Genomic DNA, 305 nt, shown 5'->3' with positions numbered 1-305 from the left:
TCTCGTCCTTGAGGACGGCCAGCCTTTCCTGCGCGATCTGGCGTTCGGTCACGGCATCGCTCAGCTCGGCCTTCAGCCTGACGATCTCGGCTGAGGCTTCGCCATTGGTTGTCGCAGCCTGATCCATGCGCGCCTGCAATTCCTGGATTTCGGAGCGCAAACCGCGCATTTCCGCCTGGGCGCGCGCCAATTCGGCCGCGCTGTCGCTTTCGGCGATGCGCGCCGCCTCGGTTGTTTCAGCAAGCCTGGCCTGTGTTGCCTCCAGCGCCTTCTGCAGCCGGGTTTCTTCCTTTTCGTGGTTGCCG

At 63.9% G+C, this 305-nt stretch carries 1 pseudogene; it reads right to left on the bottom strand.

From position 1 onward, the window contains the following. Positions 1-305: pseudogene (locus EN874_RS34000) on the bottom strand (hypothetical protein); the annotation flags it as partial.

Origin of the sequence: Mesorhizobium sp. M1D.F.Ca.ET.231.01.1.1, assembly GCF_003999155.2 — a bacterium.
Classification (GTDB): Bacteria; Pseudomonadota; Alphaproteobacteria; order Rhizobiales; family Rhizobiaceae; genus Mesorhizobium.
The sequence above is the reverse complement of the archived record's forward strand: the minus strand, read 5'-3'. Positions and strand labels throughout refer to the sequence as shown.